General features: G+C 62.0%; 21 protein-coding genes. 4 read left to right on the forward strand and 17 right to left on the reverse strand.

Annotated features, from left to right (window positions below):
• On the reverse strand, positions 1-186 hold a 186-nt coding region (locus tag AC1D00_RS05900), incomplete at its 3' end, for an NmrA family NAD(P)-binding protein (RefSeq protein ID WP_477010012.1).
• Between the two features lie 578 nt (positions 187-764).
• On the opposite strand from AC1D00_RS05900, the gene AC1D00_RS05905 reads away from it, so the two are divergent.
• Positions 765-1,169 carry a hypothetical protein gene (locus tag AC1D00_RS05905; protein WP_477010013.1) on the forward strand — a complete coding sequence of 135 codons (405 nt, stop codon included), beginning with the start codon at positions 765-767 and terminating at the stop codon, positions 1,167-1,169.
• 143 nt (positions 1,170-1,312) lie between these two features.
• On the opposite strand, the gene AC1D00_RS05910 is transcribed toward AC1D00_RS05905, so the two are convergent.
• From AC1D00_RS05910 to AC1D00_RS05965, 12 genes are all read right to left on the reverse strand, one after another.
• Positions 1,313-1,708: a hypothetical protein gene (locus tag AC1D00_RS05910; protein WP_477010014.1), complete on the reverse strand. Its 396-nt coding sequence runs from the start codon at positions 1,706-1,708 to the stop codon at positions 1,313-1,315.
• A 386-nt stretch (positions 1,709-2,094) separates the two neighbouring features.
• Positions 2,095-2,319 carry a hypothetical protein gene (locus AC1D00_RS05915; RefSeq protein WP_477010015.1) on the reverse strand — a complete coding sequence of 75 codons (225 nt, stop codon included), beginning with the start codon at positions 2,317-2,319 and terminating at the stop codon, positions 2,095-2,097.
• 178 nt (positions 2,320-2,497) lie between these two features.
• Complete coding sequence (locus tag AC1D00_RS05920; protein WP_404558280.1) at positions 2,498-2,962, reverse strand: MarR family winged helix-turn-helix transcriptional regulator; 465 nt, start codon at positions 2,960-2,962, stop codon at positions 2,498-2,500.
• A 345-nt stretch (positions 2,963-3,307) separates the two neighbouring features.
• Entirely contained in the window at positions 3,308-3,811 is a 504-nt protein-coding gene (locus tag AC1D00_RS05925) for a hypothetical protein (protein WP_477010016.1), read from the reverse strand.
• Between the two features lie 424 nt (positions 3,812-4,235).
• A complete protein-coding gene (locus AC1D00_RS05930; protein WP_477010017.1) occupies positions 4,236-4,760 on the reverse strand; it encodes a hypothetical protein in 525 nt (174 codons plus the stop codon).
• 99 nt (positions 4,761-4,859) lie between these two features.
• A complete protein-coding gene (locus AC1D00_RS05935; protein ID WP_477010018.1) occupies positions 4,860-5,015 on the reverse strand; it encodes a hypothetical protein in 156 nt (51 codons plus the stop codon).
• Positions 5,015-6,076 (reverse strand): sigma-70 family RNA polymerase sigma factor, encoded by a 1,062-nt coding sequence (locus tag AC1D00_RS05940; RefSeq protein WP_477010019.1) that lies wholly within the window; start codon positions 6,074-6,076, stop codon positions 5,015-5,017. Before AC1D00_RS05940 ends, AC1D00_RS05935 begins: the two co-directional genes overlap by 1 nt.
• Before the next feature lie 11 nt (positions 6,077-6,087).
• Positions 6,088-6,849, reverse strand: a complete 762-nt coding sequence (locus tag AC1D00_RS05945; protein ID WP_477010020.1) for an SDR family NAD(P)-dependent oxidoreductase — start codon at positions 6,847-6,849, stop codon at positions 6,088-6,090.
• Between the two features lie 228 nt (positions 6,850-7,077).
• Positions 7,078-7,254, reverse strand: coding sequence for a nuclear transport factor 2 family protein (locus AC1D00_RS05950; RefSeq protein ID WP_209312102.1), 177 nt, complete (start codon positions 7,252-7,254; stop codon positions 7,078-7,080).
• A 96-nt stretch (positions 7,255-7,350) separates the two neighbouring features.
• Positions 7,351-7,791, reverse strand: coding sequence for a DUF3237 family protein (locus tag AC1D00_RS05955; RefSeq protein ID WP_477010021.1), 441 nt, complete (start codon positions 7,789-7,791; stop codon positions 7,351-7,353).
• A gap of 91 nt (positions 7,792-7,882) precedes the next feature.
• Positions 7,883-8,422 (reverse strand): dihydrofolate reductase family protein, encoded by a 540-nt coding sequence (locus AC1D00_RS05960; RefSeq protein WP_135177356.1) that lies wholly within the window; start codon positions 8,420-8,422, stop codon positions 7,883-7,885.
• A 196-nt stretch (positions 8,423-8,618) separates the two neighbouring features.
• Positions 8,619-9,413, reverse strand: coding sequence for an SDR family NAD(P)-dependent oxidoreductase (locus AC1D00_RS05965; RefSeq protein ID WP_477010022.1), 795 nt, complete (start codon positions 9,411-9,413; stop codon positions 8,619-8,621).
• Between the two features lie 119 nt (positions 9,414-9,532).
• Here AC1D00_RS05965 and AC1D00_RS05970 point away from each other — a divergent pair, with 119 nt between their 5' ends.
• A complete protein-coding gene (locus AC1D00_RS05970) occupies positions 9,533-9,865 on the forward strand; it encodes a hypothetical protein (RefSeq protein ID WP_477010023.1) in 333 nt (110 codons plus the stop codon).
• 87 nt (positions 9,866-9,952) lie between these two features.
• Here AC1D00_RS05970 and AC1D00_RS05975 read toward each other — a convergent pair whose 3' ends face one another.
• From AC1D00_RS05975 to AC1D00_RS05985, 3 genes are all read right to left on the reverse strand, one after another.
• A complete protein-coding gene (locus AC1D00_RS05975; RefSeq protein ID WP_477010024.1) occupies positions 9,953-10,279 on the reverse strand; it encodes a hypothetical protein in 327 nt (108 codons plus the stop codon).
• Positions 10,280-10,361: 82 nt separating this feature from the next.
• Entirely contained in the window at positions 10,362-10,853 is a 492-nt protein-coding gene (locus tag AC1D00_RS05980; RefSeq protein ID WP_477010025.1) for an Hsp20/alpha crystallin family protein, read from the reverse strand.
• An 82-nt stretch (positions 10,854-10,935) separates the two neighbouring features.
• Entirely contained in the window at positions 10,936-11,397 is a 462-nt protein-coding gene (locus tag AC1D00_RS05985; protein ID WP_477010026.1) for an Hsp20 family protein, read from the reverse strand.
• A 380-nt stretch (positions 11,398-11,777) separates the two neighbouring features.
• Here AC1D00_RS05985 and AC1D00_RS05990 point away from each other — a divergent pair, with 380 nt between their 5' ends.
• Positions 11,778-12,011 (forward strand): hypothetical protein, encoded by a 234-nt coding sequence (locus AC1D00_RS05990; RefSeq protein WP_477010027.1) that lies wholly within the window; start codon positions 11,778-11,780, stop codon positions 12,009-12,011.
• A gap of 66 nt (positions 12,012-12,077) precedes the next feature.
• Here the strand turns inward: AC1D00_RS05990 and AC1D00_RS05995 are convergent, their stop codons facing one another.
• Positions 12,078-12,221, reverse strand: a complete 144-nt coding sequence (locus AC1D00_RS05995) for a hypothetical protein (RefSeq protein ID WP_477010028.1) — start codon at positions 12,219-12,221, stop codon at positions 12,078-12,080.
• A gap of 461 nt (positions 12,222-12,682) precedes the next feature.
• Between AC1D00_RS05995 and AC1D00_RS06000 the strand changes: the two genes are divergently transcribed.
• Positions 12,683-14,719 (forward strand): LuxR C-terminal-related transcriptional regulator, encoded by a 2,037-nt coding sequence (locus AC1D00_RS06000; protein ID WP_477010029.1) that lies wholly within the window; start codon positions 12,683-12,685, stop codon positions 14,717-14,719.
• Positions 14,720-14,747 lie beyond the last annotated feature (28 nt).

The following is a 14,747-nucleotide window of genomic DNA, read 5'->3' on the forward strand; positions in this document are numbered from 1 at the left end:
CAGCGATGCCAGGTCTTGAAGGTCGGCTTGGATCGCCGCAGCACCCTGGGCTGACAAGGACCGTGCGCGCTCGGAATTCGGATGACGTGTCAGAATTCGGACCGACCGGCCTTCGGCCAGCAGCCTGCGGGCGACCGCGCCGCCTTGCAGTCCCGTAGCACCGCTCACAACAATAGGACGATCCATGTTCAAGCYTCTTCGAACTGGAACGCAATGTCGCCGTCAGTGGGTCTATTCGGCCAGCTCATCTTGCGCACAGAAACGATGAACAAGATTACTGGTTCTGACACCTTCCGCGCTTCATGCTCCCAGCAAGGAGTCGGAATGGGCTATCGAGCACGGGGTGCCGGAAGCCGCTTACATCACCGGCGCGAACCTCACGGTGGACGGTGGCACCAACGCCTGACAAGTGAAGGCCACAGTCTCGCCTAGTCGAGTCCGATTTGCATTAAGGCAACGCGCGTCTTTGCCAAGCCGTTCGTCACTGCCGGATCCCAATGGTCGAGGGTCCCCTGAAAGTGCTGAAGACGATCGGCACGCCGCCCGTCTTGCCGAAGCGGCGATAGGCAAAGCGGACGCCCGCGGCTACCAGACTTCGGCGCTTCTGCTGGAGCGCGGCGTCGAGGTGGGCGAGGTGCAGAACTTCCCATGGGGCGCCTTCGTCTTCTTGAGCGACCCCGACGGCAACACTTGGTTGGTGCAGCAGATCCCGCCTCGCGGGTAAGTTCTGGGACGGGTTTCCGGCCTAGTGCTGGGGAGGCGGCATGGACAGAGGGATCGCCGAAGAGATCGCGAGAGCCGGCGGGACGAGCGTGTCCAAGCTCGGGCTGCGTTTCGACCGAGTCGTCGTGCGAATTCTGGACGACCTTTCGCGTTTCACCGAACGGGCGGCGCCGGCCAACCGCTGCGTCCTCGTCACCATCTCGGCCCCAATCCGGCTCCCCGCGAGAACTGAGCGCGTCCTTGAACAAGAGATCGACGCTCTGCTTCCCGGGCGCCTGGCGAGCACGGACCAAGCCGCGGACGTCCACGGCAACAAGGTACGGCTGCGACTCGTCGACAGTCCGTCGAAGCGGCCGCAGAGGCTCATCGGCTTTGTCCACAATCCCGACATTGACGCCACGAGGTTGCTGGATCTCGCCGAGCAGTGGCTGAGCCCAGATCTCTAAGCCCTCAGCCGGCGGGCCCGAGCTTCCCGAAGAAGTCCGCGGGTCTGCGCGTACGACGCAATTGCCGCAATGCCCGGGTCTGGAATCGTCCAAGGCTGCGATCTGATCTCTCGAAGTCTTCGAAATTGGGGCGCGGGCTCCAGCTAGTCGCGGCTGCCCTCGCGATCGATGGGAGGTGAGCCGAGGCCAAAATATCCGAACAATAGAACTGCAAGGACACGAACGGCGACGTTGCCCCAGATCTTCGCACTCAGCCCACCCAAGAACGCGTGAATCTCAAGCACCGCCGATGCGCCGTGCATCACGATTAGGGAAATTACGATGACGCGGAGTGCCTTGGCCTCCGTGACGTATCGCGCGCCCCACGATAGTACGGAGGTGGCGAATTCCGCGGCGGCCAGCAGATAGCACAGAAGGTATGAGGCTGGTTCGACAGATATGCCTACCGTGCTCGGAATCGCACTGGGCGCGGCGACGAGCACGGCTCCTGCCGCGAACGTCACGATCGCGTGTACGGCGAATAGTACGCGTAAGGTCATGCGATAGAGTCTTCCTGATTAAGCGGCGGCGCGGCGTCCAACTAATGGGTCGGCATCGTGTGTCTTCATCTCCCGCCGATGTGCAGGAGAATGTATCAGTCGTAGAACTCAGACGCGTTGAGGAGCTGCCTTGGAAGGCTCGCATCGAGCAAAGACATCCCTTTCGATGACTTGCGCGCCGGGTCGGCAACTTCCGTTCAGTTCTACCTACGTTGGCAACGCGATCGAAGTCGCGTTCATCCTGCCTTCCCAAACTTGGCCGCACATCCTCAAAATCATGCGTTCGATCTCGGCATTGGAGCGGCCCGATCGTTGTAGCTCTGCGAACAGCGAGAGGCTCGTGAGGGCGAAGAGTTCGTCGATGGTCTCGCTACGGGCCGCTTCGTTTAGGCCCCGCCGTTCCATTGCAGTAGAAAGTTTCGAAGTGCGCGCCGGCGCTCGTTGCGGCCGCGTATTCCCGCCCCAAATTCCCCGTCGAGTTCCGCCGGCGGCAAAAGCCTGGACATCCAATAACCGGTGGCGAGATCGACAAGCCAGCTCAACGGATGCGGCTGATGGCCCTTGTCGAGAACACCGCCGATGTGATCGTTGTCGATGCGGGTCGCAACCAACAGGTCGACATGAAGTGCCCGCCTTTGGCGGTTCGAAGCTTACGCTCGGCCGACGCCCGCAGGATACGGGCATTCTCGGGACCACCATCGATCGATGTCGCGAGGCCCGTGCACGCGACAACTGATTTGCGAAGCCCGTTATACCGCCGTCGTCATCAACCCGCGTGGTCGCTCTTCTTCACATTAACCGATGAACTTTGGCCGCTGCTAGGTCAAGCAATTCGTTCAACTTCGCCAATTCGGGCGCTCCGAGCGCCCTTTCGACATCTTTGCGCGCCTTACGCCAAAGAGGAAATGCCTTTTGGAGGACCATCTGTCCTTTCTTTGTGATGCTCACGACGCGGACGCGGCTGTCCGCGGCAGCAGGTGCGTCCGTAATCAATCTTTTCGTTTCCAGCGGCTTGAGATTTCGATTTAGCGTCGTCGGATCGACGCCCGCTTGCTCCGCGAGACTACCGATTGACAGGCCGCCCCCCTCCGAGCTTGCGGCTCGAAAAAGATAGGCAAGTAACCCGAATTGATTTGCAGTAAGGCCGGCCTCGGCAAGGACGTGATCATAGAGTTGCGTGATGTGCCGGGACGCGCGCCTAATCCGAAGGCAGGGACAGCCCATGACCTCGCGAAGGTCCTTCAGAGCGTCCATTCTGTTCCTATTCTAACCATGATTGGCCCGCTGCTGCAATTTAAAGCTGTATATGCATGCAACGCCATTTGATGTCAAGGAGACGGCTGCCAGTTAGCTGCAGCAAGGACTAACGCAATATTTGTTCTTGGGATTGATGAGCAAGTTCTAATGCCGCCGACATCCTCCAACTCTGACGTCGGATGGTCCTTGCGCAATTTCGGGTCCAGAGAAGCCTTGCAATCCAAAAGCCCTCGCGGACGGTAAGGCACGGGACCCAGGCGACGCCCGGAGCGGGGCCAGCCTTCCTTGCGCCGCCTGATCGACTAGGCTCAGTGTTCGGTCACCAGCCCGGTACTCCGCTATCTAGATCGCCTCGGCGACCTTGCGCGGACCACGCAGCAAGAGCCGGAACATTGCCAGATGAGTAACCAGAAGGGGGGGAACGATCAGGGTGGGAATGTAAAAGGTCGCCCCTAATGAGCCGGGAGGCAAATTGATGCCGACCACGCCCTGATAATATGCGAACAACAAATCAATTGTGCCTTCCAAGTTTAGCAGCYAAACCACCCCCAATGCCCATCGCGCCCTCGCGGTCAGCGCGAAAGAAGCAATCACCGCCAGCACGGCCGCAGCCAGGTCTCCGTAGGCTGCCGGGTTCGCGAACGCCGGCGCCATGGTAGGTCCGACGACCCCGGGTGCTAGAAAGCTCAGCCCGACGAAGCGAAACATATGGGGAGCGACGAGTATGCTGAGAGCCGTATCGCGCGGCAAATCCAGCAGGCGCGGCCAAATGTAGAGCTGGAAAACCCTGCCGAACGCCACGAAGCAAAGGACAACAGAAAGGCCGATGGTCAGCTTGCTATCCACGACAGCACCTCAAGCGTTATCTGCATATGCAGGTTTTATATCTAGAAGAGGATCCGGTGGTCAAGTGCTACTGTTGCGGCCAGGTGCGGCGGCGGGCAATCGAAAGGCTGGTTTGGAAGAAAGCTCGTTGCCGGCGTGCGTGCCCGGGGGACCGGATAGAGAGGGGCCGCGGTGCAGCTCCCATTTTGGCGTTCCGTAATTGAGGTGACGGTATTCGCGTGATGGTGATCGCGCCGGCTTTCGCTTGCGCGACGATGTCGTTCTGGATTGAAAGTCGGGGCCGAGCCGTTGCCGCAGCGCGCCAATTATTTCTTGGTGAGCTTACAGGGCGTTGCTCCGCCATACCGGGCACCCCCGGTCCGGCAGCCCGAATTTCCGTCGAATTTTGCTCCGACACGACCGGATCGATCGCGCGCCGCGGCGTTCATCGGCTCGGCATTCCGCCTTGTGGGCTCGCCTCTGCAACCCGACGCGGATCGCTCAAAATGCGGTACATGGCGAGATGGGTAACCAGGAGGGGCGGAACGATCAAGGTCGGAATGTAAAAGGTCGCACCCAGCGCGCCAGGAGGCAAACTAACGCCGACCACGCCCTGATAGTAAGCAAGCAAACAATCGAATGTACCCTCTATATTGAGCAGCCAAACGAACCCAAGCGCCCATGAGGCCCTCGCTGTCAGTGCGAAAGAAGCAATCACCGCCATCACGGCGGCGGCCAGATTCCCATAAGCTGTCGGGTTTGCGAACGCCGGCACCATGTCGGGCGATACGACCCCGGGTGCGAGAAAGCTCAGCCCAACGAAACGAAACATGTGGGGGGCGACGAGTATTCTGAGTGCATCGTCTGGGGACAAATCCTGTAGCCGTGGCCAGATGTAGAGCTGGAACACCCTGCCGAAGGCCACGAAACAAAAGAGAACAGATATCCCGACGATCAATTTGTCATCCACGATCAAGTGCTCATATCTGCATACACAGATTTATGCCCGAGCAGGTCAAGCTCAATGCTTGCGATTGGGTAGCGCCGCTCCTTCGCTCCTCCAATCTTCTCATGAAATCCATCGATGGCTCATCCAAATACGGGCCAACCCTTCAATTTCCGTCGTCGGAGCCTTGGCGGCATGCGTGAAGTTGCCTGCGGCCGCCGAAGCCTCGAGAGACATGAGATCACGGATCCAAGCCCAACCGATCTCGCGCAGAACCATCAGGCTTCCCGGATGGTCGGCAGCTGGAATGCCGCGAAAAGCCTCTGGGCAAGCGGCTGCATGAACGCCGTGAACGTCGCGATCCCGTCTCTGTCCAGCGACAGAAGCTGTAGCGAATGTGCGTTCCAGCGCCCTTCGGCGCCGAGGGTGTAGAGGGCGAAGGCCGGTTGGAGGTTAGCGCCGACCGGAACAAGCCGAAAGCCGCGATAGGCGGGCCAGACAGCCCCGAAGAAATCCCCGATCGAACCGCGGCCCCGATACCATTCTCGCCACGGAGGCATCGCATAGACGGCGTCTTCCTTCAGAAGCGCGACGAACCGTTCTAGGTCCGCGCTTTCCCAGGCCTGCACGTACCGCTCGAGCAGGCTCCGCTGGTGTTCGTCTGTCATCGGGGCCTGTCGAACATCGCGATCGATCGCGGCCAGCTTGGCCCGCGCCCGCTGCAGGGCGCTGTTCACCGACGCAACGGAAGCATCGAGCACGGAGGCGACCTCGATCGAGGACCAGCCCATGACGTCGGCCAGCAACAGCACGGCCCGCTGACGCGGCGGCAGTTGCTGGATCGCTGCGACGAACGCGAGCCGGACGGACTCACGTAGCTCGTAGCGGGCATCTGGCCCCGCAGCGGGATCGGGGAGGCTCGCCAGCTCGGCGTCAGGATAGGGCTCGATCCACAGGGTCCCGGTGTCCGGGCGCCCCTGCGGCCTCTGGGTCGCCGGGCCCTCCACCTGATCGGGCATCATCCGGCCGCGCCTCGAACGGCTCGCGATCATGTTCAGGGACACGTTGGTCGCGATCCGGTAGAGCCAGTTCTTGATCGAGGAGCGCGCCTCGAACTCGTCGAAACCCCGCCAGGCCCTCAGCATGGTTTCCTGGACCGCGTCCTCGGCCTCGTGCAGAGACCCAAGCATGCGATAGCAGTGCAGCTTGAGCGCGCGGTGATGCATCTCGGCCGCCCTGGCGAAGTCGGCGCGACTGGGCGGAGTGTCGCCCACAGAGCTCACGAGCTCCTTATCTTTCATGACGACCCCCTCGACTTTCCGGCTGCGCAGCTCGTCCATCTTGCCATCTTTCAGCTTGCCGCCGCGAAGCCATCGGCTGAAATGGTGAAGATCGATCCCGGCTCTGCCGGTTGCCTCATCGCAATGTCGAGGACCGCCTTGGCAACATCCGTGGGCGACTGCCGCGGGCCCATGTTCTCGAGGAACTTTTCCGCCGGAACGCCGAGGTATTTGGCGTAGCCATTCACCGCGGCCTGCCCGAGGTCGGTCTCCGGCATGACGCGCGAGGGTACCAGCGCCGCGAAGCGGATGCCAAGCTCGCGGCGATCGGATTCGGCCTGACAGTACTTGGCGATGAACATCTGCATCCGCTTGGCGCCGGCGTAACCGCCGGAAATTGGCGACCCGCCAAGACCAGCGCCGCTGGAGATAATCACGACGACCGAGCCCGGCGCCAGCGGCAACCGCAACGCCTCGCGGCAGAACAGGAATGCCATTTTGGCGTCGACTTCCCAGTTGATGCCGAATTCGGCCCAGCTCAGCTCGGACATCGGACGGGTCGGCGGGGTGGCGCCGCCGCATATCACCAAGAGGTCGGGCCTCGCCCTTCGGAAGACCTTCAGCGGCGCGGCTTCCGAGGCCGCGTCCAGCGCCAGCGTGTCGACGCCCCGCATCTCTTTTTCAAGATCGGCCAAGCCGTGCTCTTGCCTGGCGACCGCCAAGACCTGCGCACCCTCGGCCGACGCATGCAGCACAATCTCGCGGCCGACGCCGCGGCTGGCGCCCAGCACAACCACGCGCTTGCCCCGCAACACCCCGTTCTCCGACGACATGATCCAGAACTCCTCTGATCGACAGCTGTTGATGTTGTGGAGACCGCGGGCCGCCGGAAACTCATCGGCCGGGCGAAGACGCAGATCGAGGTCCCGCCAGCCATCCGCACGCACACCTCAGTTCGCACCTTTGGCGTAACCGAGCGCCTCGACGATCAAGGTGTCGCGTACCCGCACGAAGTTCACGCCGCGGATTGGAATCGTTCTGTCCGGCGCCCCAGATGTTGGTCAAAGCGCGCTCCACGATTTGAGGCAATGCTCCGCCATGGAGGCAGGCTGCCTTGCCGACGTACCGATCGCCGTTCGGTGCGGCGACGGTGTGTTCTCGATCACGCAATCGTCCGCTACCAGATCATCAAGCACCTCAGGCGCGTACTCCAGAAACGCCGCGTTGAAGCGTTCCATGAGGTGCGCGGTCAGAGCCGAGTGCGGGTCACTCGCTGGCGTCATCGTGGTTCCTCATGTACGGGCGCCTTGCTGAACAGGTCGGCAGGCCGCACGTCAGTGCAGATAGACGTCAATGTGGATCTTGTTGGTGGCCAGGTTCGCGTACCCCGAACCCCAGGCCGGTTTCGCGTTGACCCACGAATAGGYGGCCACGGCCGTCAGGAGATCGATTTTCACGGCCAGGTCGACGATCGGCTCGCCGTCTCGCGGGGACCCGACGCCCTCGGCGGAGAACGCGATCCGGCTCCCGTCATCGGTTCCGATGGTGCCCCTGAGTTCGAGTTCGCGGCGGCCGTCCGGACGTACACGCAGGTAATCGACGCCGCGCAGGGTGCCCGTTACGCGCCCTTTGACGGGTCCCGCGAGCGAGAGGTCGAATTGAGCGCCCTGCAGCGGCACACTCTCTCGCCCTGTAAGTATCGCCTCCATATCGGCGCCGTAATCAGTCACGCCGGTGATATCGAGGTCGTATTCGAAGATCTTTTCGTAGCTCATGGCGTCTTCCTCTCGAGTCTAGGCACGGCAACTGGTGCCGTTGACCGGATGCGGCCAAGCAAGCCGCGTTGCTGATGGTTTGGTCGCAACGTTAGTTGGGGCGGTACTTGAGGACCACGACGCCATTTCGGAACGCGTGCGTGCGGATGAGCTCCAGATTGAGCTGGTCCGCGTCGACGTCGGCGAAGGCCCGTTTGCCCTGACCGGCGCGGGTCGGCATGATCCAGACGTCGTATTCGTCGACGAGCCCGTTATCCAACAGCGTCCTGTCCAACTGCGAGATGCCGTATTTCAGGATGTGACCGCCGACCTGACTCTTCAGCGTGGCGAGCTCTTTGGCCAAGTCGCCCTTGATGAGCGACGCGTTCCACCTGACCTCGTTGAGCGTCGTCGACGCCACGAGCTTCTTCAGCTCGTTGATCCGGTCGATGTAGGCATTCCCTGTTACGGTAGTCCAGGCCGGGACAAACGCCTCGTAGGCCTTGCGGCCAAGCAGGAAGTACTCGACGTCGTCGAGCTTCCGAAGAGCATACTCTCTGCACTCATCGTCGAAGAACCGTCCTCCCCAGGCCATCGGAGCCTCGATGACGCCGTCGAGAGAGACGAAACTAGATACCATCAGCTTACCCATGACGGAAGATTCCTTTCCGGGACTGTTCTGATCGACCATCGCTCATGTTGTGGAGACCACGGACGGCGAGGAATTCATCGGTCAATCGCGATTTCTCGTCGTGCGGAGCAACTGACGTTCGAAAGGCGTTTGCCCCGAACCGGATGGGTTCGAACGTCAGGCGGCGCTCCAGGACGGCCCTCGCGCCGTCTGCCCGTTAGTCGACGATCAGCCCGCCGGTCAGGTTGGCCACGGTTCCGGTCATGCCGCTGCCGCGGTYGGAAGCCAGGAAGGCAGCCATCTCCGCCACTTCGGAGACCTTGGTCGAGCGCTTCCGGTGCGTCAGACTCTCGATGAAGCCTTGGAACTGCTCGCGGGGGATGCCCATCGCGTTGGCATGCAGCCCGAAGACGATGTCGATTGTCTCCGTCTCCGGCATGCCGCTCGAGCGCACGCAGATCGCGCGGACACCCTTGGCGCCGAATTCGGCGGACAGGTTGCGGTTAAAGGCTTCCATCGCGGCCCAGGCGGGACCCATCCCTCCGACCAGGGCCGCTCCGAGCCGCGCCGGTTCAGGGGTATGCATCAGCAGCACGCCGGAGCCTTGCTCGGCCATCCGCCGTGCCGCCGCCCGTGCCGTCAGGAAGTGTGATCGCATGTAGGTCGTGATCGGCGCGGTGAAGCTGTCGACCGACAGCTGAGCGATAGGAATACCCTGCGTGCCAGGCTGCGGAACTGCGGTGATGGCGTTGAAGGACACGTCCAGCCGCCCGGTCTGCTCGACGACAACGGCCACGTGGCTTTCCACGGCCCGTTCTTCCATGGCGTCGACCTGAAAGGCTTGGGCGGTACCGCCGGCCGCTACGATCTCCCTCGCCACGCGTTCGACCTTGCTGAGCGTTCGGCCAGAGAGGAAGACCTTGGCGCCCTCGCGGGCGAAGGTCCGCGCCACGGCGCCGCCAATGGCCCCGCCGGCGCCATAGATGATCGCTGTCTTGTTCTCTAGGAGCATAGCCTGTCCTTCCATCTGGCGTTTGATGCGAGGTGGGCGGCTGGGCGTGCCGCCACCTGTGTGTTCGTAGTGTGAGGACCGCGCTTACCCGCGAAATTCATCGGCGCGGCCGCAAGAAAATGCTGAGGCTGGCGGCCGAGTTGCGAACCGCTCCGAAGATCAGCGAACCGGTGGCCCGAAAAGCCGCCGCCGAATTCGAGAAGGAGCGGAAGCGCCGCGATGCCGAGCGCCGGCGAGAAGAAGCCGCCATGGCCAAGGAGCGCGAGCGGCGGGAGAAGACGGTCGCAAAGGCTCAGGCCGCCCTTGATGACGCGAAGGCCGAGCACGACGCGACAACGCGCGCTATCGAAGCCGAGCGCGCGGCTTTGGACAAGCGGGCCGAGGACGAGGAGGTCCGCTGGGAGAAGCGCAAGGAAAAGCTCGAGGCCGCCCTGCGCCGAGCGCGGGATTAGGGTCTCGCCTACGCTCGCTGCGTGGGCCGCTCTCCCAACTCGCTCATGAAGGAAATGAACGGAACGGCCCATGCCCTAGCGTGAGCATCATGCCGACCTCCGCTGCGCGGCGGCCCAGGGCCGCCGCAGCCGCATGGGGACGCCGCCGGGTCGGGGCGGATCGTCGTCGCCGTCCAGGCGCCGCAGCGCCGCGAGGATGTCCGCGAGCCGGATTGTGTGGCCCATGCCGGGAATTTCGCGCAGCGCGGGACAGGATTCGACCGCGAACAGGTCGGAGGCCCATGACGACAGGATGATCCGCTTCTCCGGCGCGGAGAGCTCGCTATCGTTCAGGACATCCTCCGGAGACGCATAGTGTGCGGCCGGATGGAAGAATGGATTGAGATTGCCGGTGTTCGTGTTGGTGTCGCTCATCGGTTGGCCTCCCTTTACGCTCCTTTCCTCGGGACGTTTTTCGGTGAGTTCGGGCGGCGGAGAGCGCCGCCCGTGATAGTCTTTACTGCGCGTTGATCGCGATGCGCTTGACGCCCGCGCGCGGGTTCTCGGACTTCGGCAGCGAGATCGTCAGGACGCCGTTCTTGAACGAGGCCTCGGCCTTGTCCTCCGCGACGTCCTCGAGCGCGATCTGCCGCTGGAACGAGCCGTAGTAGCGCTCGGTGAAGTATCTGCCTTCGTCGTTGCGCTCGCTCTTCTTCTCGCCGCGGATGGTCAGCACCCCGTTGGCGGTTTCGATCTGGACATCGTTCTCCGTCATACCGGGAAGCTCGGCCGAGATCGTCAGCGCCTTGTCGGTCTCGCTGAGCTCGATCTTGGGCCAGCCGAATTGCCCCTCCATGAGCGGCGACAGGCCCGTCCCGCCGAAGCCGCGGAAGACATCGTCGAACAGACGGTTCATTTCGCGATGCAGCGTCATGAACGGATCGTGGGTGCCGCGCGCCGGCGCGAGTTCCTGGTTTCTCGACCAGGGAATGAGATCACGAACTGCCATATTTTTCTCCTTTGTTGCATGAGCCGGGGAGCGCAGCCGCGCTTGCGCGCGCCGCGTTCCGCTGTCGAACCTCGATCAGGCGTCAGGCCGCCTTCTTCTGCTCGATCTGCGAAGCGGGAGAGGCGCTGCCTCCGATCTGGATCCGGCGCGGCTTCATGGCTTCCGGCACCTCGCGGACGAGATCGATGATCAGCAGTCCGTCGCGGAAGGAGGCCTCCTTCACTTGAACATAGTCGGCGAGGTTGAACACGCGCCGGAAAGGACGCGCGGCGATGCCCCGGTACAGGTATTCGCCGGCCGCTTCCTCGGGCTTCCTGCCCTCGATCGTGAGGGCGTTCTGCTCGGCCGTCACGGCGATGTCGTCGGCTCCGAAGCCGGCGACGGCGAGCGAGATCCGGTAGTGGTCCTCGCTGGTGCGTTCGATGTTGTACGGGGGATAATGATCTTCGCTCGCCTGGCGGAGCGTGCTGTCGACGAGGTCGGCCAGATGGTCGAAGCCGATGGTGGAGCGCCACAGGGGCGCGAAGTCAAAGGTGGTCCTCATAACCAAGTCCTCCAAAGAGCAAGATGGATACAAGGAGCGCAAGGCTGGAGTCAGCGGGTCTGATACCCGGCCCAGCGCCCGCGCCGGACCCGTGAAGGCGCCCGGCACACCGCTCTCGCGGCGAAAAACTAATTAGAAAAACGAGAAGTCGTTTCAAGGGGCGGATTAAAAAAAATCCATATGCGGCGCTCGGTCGCGGTGCAGAGGTGTCAGCCATTGCGGCAGCGCAAATGCCGTTGGGTGATCCGGCCAAGGATTTGGGGTTCGACCGCCGCCGGAATCTTGACTCCCGGTATCGCCCGAATATTTTTGCGTCGGGAAATTCGCTTCCCGCTTTTCAACATCAAGAAGGACCGTGACGACCGTCAGGAGAGGCGACGATGCTCGACGAAGGCTTTGCCCGCATTCGTGCTCACCGCAACAACATCCACCGCCATCGWCGCCTGCTTCGGACCAGGCTATCGGAGCTGGAACGTCAGTTCATCGAACGCCGCCTCGCCGAGGAGCAGACCGCGCTCGATGCTCTGGCCGCCGAAACCTTCCCCGTCGCTTTCACGCTTCCGGAAGGTCAGGATCCACAAGAATGGGGGTCGGGCGATGAGCGACGTCCATGAGCTCCTGATCCGCGGCAGTGGTGAGCCTACTTTCGCGCGGCTTGTCGGCCGCGGCGAAGGCATCCATCACAGGTCCTCCCGCAAATCTTCGCGAAAGGCATCGGCGAGCAGCTTGCGCCACCGGGTCACCGGCGTGTTGTTGTTGGGGGCGAGCGGCCCGGCCACAGACGTTTCCTCTTTGAACCGGAACACGATGCCGTTTCGGCTCATCGCGGCTTCGCGCGGAGCCGCACACCTTCGCCCGTCCGGTCGCTCGCGCGGCGGCTCGAGTTGCTAGACCGTCGTGCTCTCGCGGAGTTCGACGCCTGACTTCCGGTATTGGCCCTTAGCCGAAGGTCGATTAAGCGCGTGTCATGTCGGGTGTCGGGGCAAACCGGACGCCGATCCCACTTGGCGTCCACCGCTGCTTTGGACCCAAAGCGGACGATTTGGCCTTCCGAATTCCGTTCTCCCGTGCTGTGATCGCCGAATTCGATGGGCTTTCTGTCGGCTGCGAGCGCCACTTCTTCGGTGGCCCGATCAGTTGCAAGTATGGTCATTCGATCGCCTTATTAAGCTACCGGAACCAAGAGGGGCGTTGTGCGTTGGCGCGCTGCTCTTGAAAGTGRCGCTTGAACCTAGGCCGCATTTGCTGGGCGAGTTAGGACGGAACGCCGGGCGAGGTAGTGCAGATGCTTCGTATCCGACTCGTGATAGCAGATCGCCGTCCGATCGTTCTGCAGGGTTTTGCGTCGCTATTTGCGGCGGAGCGTGACTTCAAGATCGTTGCGTCGTGCATCAATGGAGCCGGTTGCCTCGAAGCAGTTCGGAGGTTGACGCCAGATGTCGTGCTTGTAGAGGACGGATTTTCCGACGTGACGGCTTCTGAAATGCTCGCCGCCGTCAATGCCGAAAACCTTCCCACACGGCTGGTCTTCTACACCGCGTCCATTGCGCGTGGCGATCTCGCTGCTGCAATCGCAGCGGGGGCCTGCACTGCGATCCGGATGCGCGAGGAGCCCGAAACCGTGTTGCAGACCCTGAGGCTGGTGGCGCCGACCGCGGACCGGGCGGCTACCCGCAAGGCAGGGAATGGCGCGTTTGGCGACAATGGGCTGGCAGCGCTGACGGACCAGGAGCGCAAGATCATGCGTCTGGTCGCCTGCGGTATGTCGAACAAGGAGATTGCGCGCCAGCTTAAGGTCGCCACAGGCGCCATCGAGGCGCGAATCGATCACATATCTGCGCAGCTTGAGACCAAAAACCGGACGGAGCTCGCAACGTTCGCCCTGTCGCGCCTTTACGGCGGGGTCGGCGCGCTTGCAGCTCTGATTTGGGCCGCGCTAGACGACGTTCAATCAGCGAGCGCGACCGCAGTTTGTCATGCGTATACCGATAGTGTCACGGTAATGGCCGCAGACGGCACCGGCGCGGTCGTRACCATCAAAATCACCTCCCAAAAAACGACCGCTGCTCCGGGCAAAACGGCCAAAGCCGGCCGCGTTGAGAATTCTGTAGGTGACATGCCGACGCGGGCCAGCAAGCTCATCGAATCCCGTGCCGATATTGCCGCCAGCACGATCACGTTGCCGACACTCAACCCTCCAAGGCCGGGCTTGAGCAGCTATGGCACATTCATGATGACGGCGGTCGGAGTCTCGATTTACGAACTCCTTAACAGCCCCGCGCAGGCGTTCAATGTTTGCGATAGCCTGAGCGATCTCTTTGCGGCGGCTGCCGCAAACGGCAACAGCGAATTGGTCGCCCTCAATATTCCTGGCAGCGCCGATGCGAACCTCAACGGCTTCGACAATTTGGCCTGGCTCTACCCCGAAATACACCATGAATCGTTTGCCTTCGAGGCTGCCCGAGGCGATGCCATCGGCAGAAGCGACGAACTTCAGATCATCGATGCAGCCGCGAGCGAGGATGGCGTCAGCGGCAACGGCAACCCTCCCACCGGATCCGGTGCCATCGACGCTTTGATCGGTCATAACGGCTTCGAACAGGCGGCCGCGACGGACGCGTCGAGGAATGCCGAACACGGCACGATACAGGCGACCGCAGGAGACGGATCCAATTATGAGRAATCGCAGCGTGATTTGCACGCTTCGGAGGACGGCGCCGCAGCCGGCAAGAAGCATACCAAGCTCGCCCCACCGGGAGACGATTCCACTCATGGACAATCGCAGCGTGATTTGCATGTTTCGGAAGACGGCGCAGCAGCCGGTAAGCAGCATGCCAAGCACGACTCAACCGGACACGAATCCAATCGTGGACAATTGCACGATTTACACGCTTCGGAGGACGGTTCCGCAACTGCCGAGCAGCATGTCAAGGATGATGTACCGGGAAGCCATGTCAATTCCGGCCAATCGCAGCGTGACTTGCACGAGGCGCATTCAAACGCTTCTAAAAATCTGCCCGCAGGGCCGAGCCAGAACGCTGGCGGCAACGACCAAGCTACCGATCACTCCGGTCCGGCACAAACGGCAGCAGCGCCCGAGCCCTTAGATTCCTTTCATTTCAAGAATGATATGGCAGGGGCCAAAGCTTCAGATAATTTTGAGGATGGCCACGGACCCGGTACGGTTGAATATGGACTGCACAAAGCCGGAGTAGCGTTGATCCAGGATGCAGACCTGATTGGCCCTTCACACGCCGAGCAAAGCGCCGTTGATCACGCAAGAGGCGTTGAGAACCATCTGACCCATGATTTGTTTGTGTAGCTGACTCGACGCCCTCGCACACCAGCGT

The organism is Bradyrhizobium sp. P2_E8, from assembly GCF_056403875.1.